The organism is Geobacillus sp. WSUCF1, assembly GCF_000422025.1.
In the GTDB taxonomy this organism is placed as follows: Bacteria; Bacillota; Bacilli; order Bacillales; family Anoxybacillaceae; genus Geobacillus; species Geobacillus zalihae.
This window is the reverse complement of record NZ_ATCO01000182.1, coordinates 1-6,034: the sequence shown is the minus strand read 5'-3', so window position 1 is coordinate 6,034 and position 6,034 is coordinate 1. Positions and strand designations below refer to the sequence as shown.

Sequence of the window (6,034 nt, the reverse complement as noted above, 5' to 3'; positions counted from 1 at the left end):
GACGTTGCCGAACCGTTTGGGAGAAAGCTGATGAAAGAGCGTCTTCGGCCTGATCGCGTGGCAGAAACAGCGTGGAAGCGGATTTTTGATTATGGTGAATGGCTGCTCCGACTGCCGGAGGGCGTAAAGGAATGGACGAAAATGATGCGGCATGGCAAGCTTCGATTGGAAATCACGGCGCCTGATTTGGAAACGCTGCTAAAGAAGCTCGACCAGATGACGAACCGGCTGTCGTTTAGCATCGTTCTTCTTTCGCTGAGCATCGTCCTCGTCGGCCTGATGATCGCTTCATCATTGGGGCGTCCGTCGACGCTGCTGTGGAAGATTCCTGCTGTTGAAATCGGATTAGGCGCGTCCGCTTTTCTATTTGGTTGGCTGCTTTACTCGATTTTTCGTTCGGGAAAATTTTAGTGTTTGTTGCACAATGATTTCTTTTTTCGGAAATTCTTGAAAGTTTGATGCAGTCCGATCCATGGAAGGTGTCCCAAAAACACAGCGGGACACCTTTTCTTCATCAATAATTAAATTTGCACGAAGCACGTTTGTTAAGCCATGCTAGGCAGCCTGATGGAGTGGAAAGCCGGTGAGGGCGCCGGAATAAATTCTATGCTTTGGATTATACTAACAGTGCTGTCTGAGACAGCGTTTAGGGAGTGGGAAATGGGTTAGGGAGGATCGATGATGACGTTTTCTCTTCCTGTTGTTTGGACGGTGGAACTCTCAGCGGTCATGTTGAGTATAGCGGGAAGTTTTTGGATCGCCAAACGGCATATACGGAGATATGCGGTTTTGTATGCATTCAGTGCGGTGACAGGCATCGTTCTTTGCCTTGCGTTTGTCTATGCAGGCTTTTACTCCTTCCCTGTTAAGCTCGTTCCTTATACACCGATTCCGCTCGTTGAAATGGCAACCGTCATTCCGTTTTTCGTTTTGTTTGGAGTCAAGTACAGTCCGGAAAGCTGGGCATGGAAGTTGCCGTTTTACTTTGCGATGGTGCAGTTGATTATGTTGTTCGAGTTGGTTGCTCTTGTGTCGCCGCTCTCTCTGATTGATTATAAGAAGTGGGATGTATGGGATTCATACACCGCCTGGTGGCTGTATTTGCTTTTCTTTGAGTGGATGGGCGGAAAAATCGTCCCCCAAAAAGCGCGCTCCCCGCTTGCGGCTTCCTCGTTCCGCTACGGGCGATGGGGATGGATTGTCGTCCACCTCATTGCCATGACGACTGTTTTTTTAGCGGGCGTGTATGCGGGATGGGGACTGCGCATAAGCAGCTTGTAGCCAAAACTGAAGAGGGGCTGTTCTGAAAAGGGGCTAAAACATTTTCCGTCCCATAGAAGGATTTTTCTTTCTCGATCGCGAAACAAGTACTGCAAAACCAAAGAGGGAAGGAAGGAGAGAACCCGATGCCCATTGTCAACCCAAGCCGCGAAGAAATCGGCGACATTTTGCGCAAGGCGAAGCGGATTGCCGTTGTCGGCTTGTCCAACAATCCAGAGCGCGAGTCGTATATGGTGGCGAAGGCGATGAAAGACGCCGGATACGAAATCATTCCGGTTAACCCGATGATCGATGAATGGGAAGGCATTCCAGCGGTCGACAAACTGACGGATATCGAAGGGCATGTCGATATCGTCGATGTGTTTCGCCGTTCCGAACATTTGCCGGAGCTCGCCCGCGAGTTTGTGCAAATCGACGCGGACGTATTTTGGGCGCAGCTTGGCGTCGTCAATGAAGAAGCATACGCGTTTTTAAAAGAAAAAGGCTATACGGTGATTATGGATCGCTGCATTAAAGTAGAACATGCGCTTACAAAACGCCCGTAACAGGCGAAGCGCGTCATTGACGAAACGGCCATCTTCTCTAAGATGGTCCTTTCGTTTTTCAGGCGCTGTTGTCCGATTTTGTCAAGCGGTGTCAAAAGACAATGGACAGCTGGTCATTTTATGATACAATAAAACAGAAACAGATGTTCTTGTTTTGGCAGAAAGGGGTGGCCTTGTGGCAAAGCGAGCGGCATACGAATATAACGAAGATGCCATTCAAGTGTTAGAAGGACTTGAGGCGGTGAGGAAGCGGCCGGGGATGTACATTGGCAGCACCGACAGCCGCGGTTTGCATCATCTTGTTTATGAAATCGTCGACAACTCGGTCGATGAAGCGTTGGCCGGATATGGAAATTACATTTTGGTGCAAATACATAAAGACAACAGCATCACCGTCCTTGATGAAGGGCGCGGCATGCCGGTCGGGATGCATAAGCTTGGCAAGCCGACGCCGGAAGTCATTTTGACCGTGCTTCATGCCGGCGGCAAATTCGGCCAAGGCGGCTATAAAACGAGCGGCGGCCTGCACGGAGTCGGGGCGTCGGTTGTCAACGCCTTATCAGAATGGCTGGTCGTCACGATTCATCGCGACGGCTTCATTTACCGGCAGCGGTTTGAGCATGGAGCAAACCGGTGACGACGCTAGAGAAAATCGGCACAACGAACAAAACCGGAACCATCATTCAATTTAAGCCGGACCCAACGATTTTCAGCACGACAGTCTTCGATTATGAAACATTGAGTGAACGGCTGCGCGAATCGGCGTTTTTGTTAAAAGGGCTGAAAATCGAACTCGTTGACGAACGGACCGGCATGCGCGAGGTGTTCCACTATGAAAACGGAATTGAAGCGTTTGTCGCCTATTTGAATGAGGAGAAAGATGTGCTCCACCCGGTCGTTTATTTTGCTGGCGAGCAAAACGGCATTGAAGTCGAGTTTGCGTTCCAGTTTCATGACGGTTATTCGGAAAACGTGCTGTCGTTTGTCAACAACGTGCGCACAAAAGACGGCGGCACGCATGAGGCGGGTGCGAAAACGGCGATGACGCGCGTTTTTAACGAATACGCCCGCCGTGTCGGTTTGCTCAAGGAAAAAGATAAAAATTTGGAAGGAACCGATATTCGCGAAGGATTGTCCGCGGTCGTTTCGGTGCGCATCCCAGAGCACTTGCTGCAGTTTGAAGGGCAGACGAAAGGAAAGCTCGGAACGAGCGAAGCGCGTTCGGCCGTCGATGCGGTGGTGTCCGAGCAGCTCATGTACTTTCTGCAAGAAAACCCGGACGTAAGCGCGATGCTCATTAAGAAAGCGATCCGGGCCTATCAGGCGCGTGAAGCGGCCCGCAAAGCGCGCGAAGAGGCGAGAAGCGGCAAAAAGCGGAAAGGGAAAGAGGCGCTCTTAAGCGGCAAGCTGACGCCGGCGCAAGGGCGCAATCCGCAAAAAAAATGAGCTCTATCTCGTTGAAGGCGATTCGGCGGGCGGTTCGGCGAAACAAGGGCGCGACCGCCGCTTCCAGGCGGTGCTTCCGCTGCGCGGAAAAGTCATCAACACGGAAAAGGCGAAACTTGGCGATATTTTGAAAAACGAGGAAATCAATACGATCATCCACGCCATCGGCGGCGGCGTCGGGGCTGATTTTTCGCTCGATGATGTCAACTACGACAAAGTGATCATTATGACCGATGCCGACACGGACGGCGCCCATATTCAAGTGCTGCTTTTGACGTTTTTTTACCGCTACATGCGTCCGCTGATTGAAGCGGGAAAAGTGTACATCGCCTTGCCGCCGCTTTACAAAATCAGCAAAAAAAGCGGCAAAAACGAAATCGTCGAATATGCGTGGACGGACGAGCAGCTGAAAGAAATTACGAAAAAAATGGGCCGCGGCTATACGATTCAGCGCTATAAAGGGCTCGGCGAAATGAACGCCGATCAATTATGGGAAACGACGATGAACCCACAGACGCGTACGCTCATCCGCGTGCGCATTGAAGATGCGGCCCGCGCCGAACGGAGGGTGACGACGCTCATGGGCGACAAAGTCGAGCCGCGCCGCAAATGGATCGAAACGCACGTCGCCTTCGGGCTCGAAGAGGAACCGGGATGGATCGGCTGATGGCGGCGTGAAAAGGCGCCGCCTTTTTGGTGCTGATGTGTTAGGAAAGGAGAATGACGATGGCAGAACGATTGCTGGAAATGCCGTTAGAGGACGTGCTTGGCGACCGCTTTGGCCGCTACAGCAAATACATTATCCAAGACCGGGCGCTCCCGGATGCGCGCGACGGGTTGAAGCCCGTGCAGCGCCGTATTTTATATGCGATGTACATGGATGGCAACACGGCTGATAAACCGTTTCGCAAGGCGGCGAAAACGGTTGGAAACGTGATCGGCAACTTTCATCCGCACGGCGACTCATCGGTGTATGAAGCGATGGTGCGGATGAGCCAAGAGTGGAAGCTGCGCAACGTGCTGGTGGAGATGCACGGCAACAACGGCAGCATCGACGGCGACCCGCCGGCGGCGATGCGCTACACGGAAGCGCGCCTGTCGGCGATTGCCGCCGAGTTGCTTCGCGATATTGACAAAGAAACGGTTCCGTTTGTGCCGAACTTTGACGATACGACCGATGAGCCGACCGTCTTGCCGGCGATGTTTCCGAATTTGTTGGTGAACGGCTCGACCGGGATTTCGGCCGGCTATGCGACCGATATTCCGCCGCATGCGCTTGGCGAGGTGATCGACGCCGTCTTGATGCGGATCGACCGGCCGGATTGCACTGTTGACGAGCTGATGACGGTTCTTCCTGGCCCCGATTTTCCGACCGGCGGCATCATCCAAGGGAAAGACGGCATCCGCAAGGCGTATGAGACCGGCCGCGGGAAAATCATCATCCGCGCCAAAGCCGCCATCGAGCAGGGAAAAGGTGGGAAAAAGCACATTGTCATCACGGAACTGCCGTATGAAGTGAACAAAGCGAATTTAGTGAAAAAAATTGACGAGCTTCGCCTCGACAAAAAGCTCGACGGCATCGCCGATGTGCGCGATGAAACGGACCGGAACGGGCTGTCGATCGTCATCGAATTGAAAAAAGACGCCGATGCGGAAGCGATTCTCAACTACTTGTACAAAAATACGGATTTGCAAGTGCCGTACAGCTTCAACATGGTGGCGATCCATGAGCGCCGGCCGAAGCTGATGAGTTTGCCGGAGCTGTTGGATGCCTACATCGCCCACCGGAAAGAGGTCGTCACCAACCGCTCGCATTTTGAGCTGAAAAAAGCGAATGAGCGGAAGCACATCGTCGACGGCTTGATTCGGGCGCTTTCCATTTTGGATGAGGTGATTGCGACGATTCGTGCTTCAAGCGACAAGCGCGACGCCAAAGAACGGCTGATGGCTCATTACGGATTCACCGAAGCGCAGGCCGAGGCGATCGTGACGCTCCAGCTGTATCGGTTGACGAACACCGACATCACGGCGCTGCGTCAAGAAGCGGAAGAACTGGATCAAGCGATTGCGGAACTTACGGGGATTCTCGCAGATGAAAAGAAGCTGCTTGGCGTCATCAAAAAAGAGCTGAAGGCGATGAAAAAGCAATATGCCGATGAGCGGCGGACGGTGATTGAAGAGGAGATTGAAGAGCTGAAAGTGAAGGTGGAGGCGCTCATTCCGGCGGAAGACGTGATCGTCACCGTGACAAAAGAAGGATATGTGAAGAGGACGAGCTATCGTTCATACAGCGCCTCAAACGGTCAAGACATGGGCATGAAGGAAACGGATCGGCTGCTCGCCCAGCTCGAGATGAATACGACCGATGTGCTCTTGCTTTTCACCCGCCGTGGTTATTATTTATACTGCCCGGTGCATACGCTCCCTGATATCCGTTGGAAAGAGGTCGGCCAGCACATTTCCCATCTCATTCCGCTTGAACGCGACGATGAACTCGTCGCCGCTGTTCCAGTCTCTTCCTTTGACACCGGGGAGCAGCTCATCTTTGTGACGAAACAAGGGCTCGTAAAGCGAACGGAGCTCGCTCAATACCAAGTGCAGCGCTACACCCGCCCGCTTGTGGCCGTCAATGTGAAAGAGGATGATGACGTCATCGCCGTCTACGCGACGGATGGATGCGGCCATCTTTGGCTTGCGACGCATGATGGACATGCGCTCTTGTTTGCCGAGGAGGAGATCAGCCTTGTTGGCGTGCGCGCGGC

Annotated in this window: 3 protein-coding genes and 2 pseudogenes; all 5 read left to right on the top strand. The window is 52.9% G+C overall.

Annotated features, from left to right (window positions below; translation table 11 throughout):
• Positions 1-411, top strand: a pseudogene (locus I656_RS01805) (ABC transporter); the annotation flags it as partial.
• 270 nt (positions 412-681) lie between these two features.
• A complete protein-coding gene (locus tag I656_RS01810; RefSeq protein ID WP_033006577.1) occupies positions 682-1,281 on the top strand; it encodes a CBO0543 family protein in 600 nt (199 codons plus the stop codon).
• A 125-nt stretch (positions 1,282-1,406) separates the two neighbouring features.
• Positions 1,407-1,826 carry a CoA-binding protein gene (locus I656_RS01815; protein WP_020756535.1) on the top strand — a complete coding sequence of 140 codons (420 nt, stop codon included), beginning with the start codon at positions 1,407-1,409 and terminating at the stop codon, positions 1,824-1,826.
• A 175-nt stretch (positions 1,827-2,001) separates the two neighbouring features.
• Positions 2,002-3,939: pseudogene (parE, locus tag I656_RS0116725) on the top strand (DNA topoisomerase IV subunit B).
• 59 nt (positions 3,940-3,998) lie between these two features.
• Positions 3,999-6,034: DNA topoisomerase IV subunit A (gene parC / locus I656_RS01820; RefSeq protein ID WP_020756530.1), on the top strand; the 2,036-nt coding region annotated here is incomplete at its 3' end.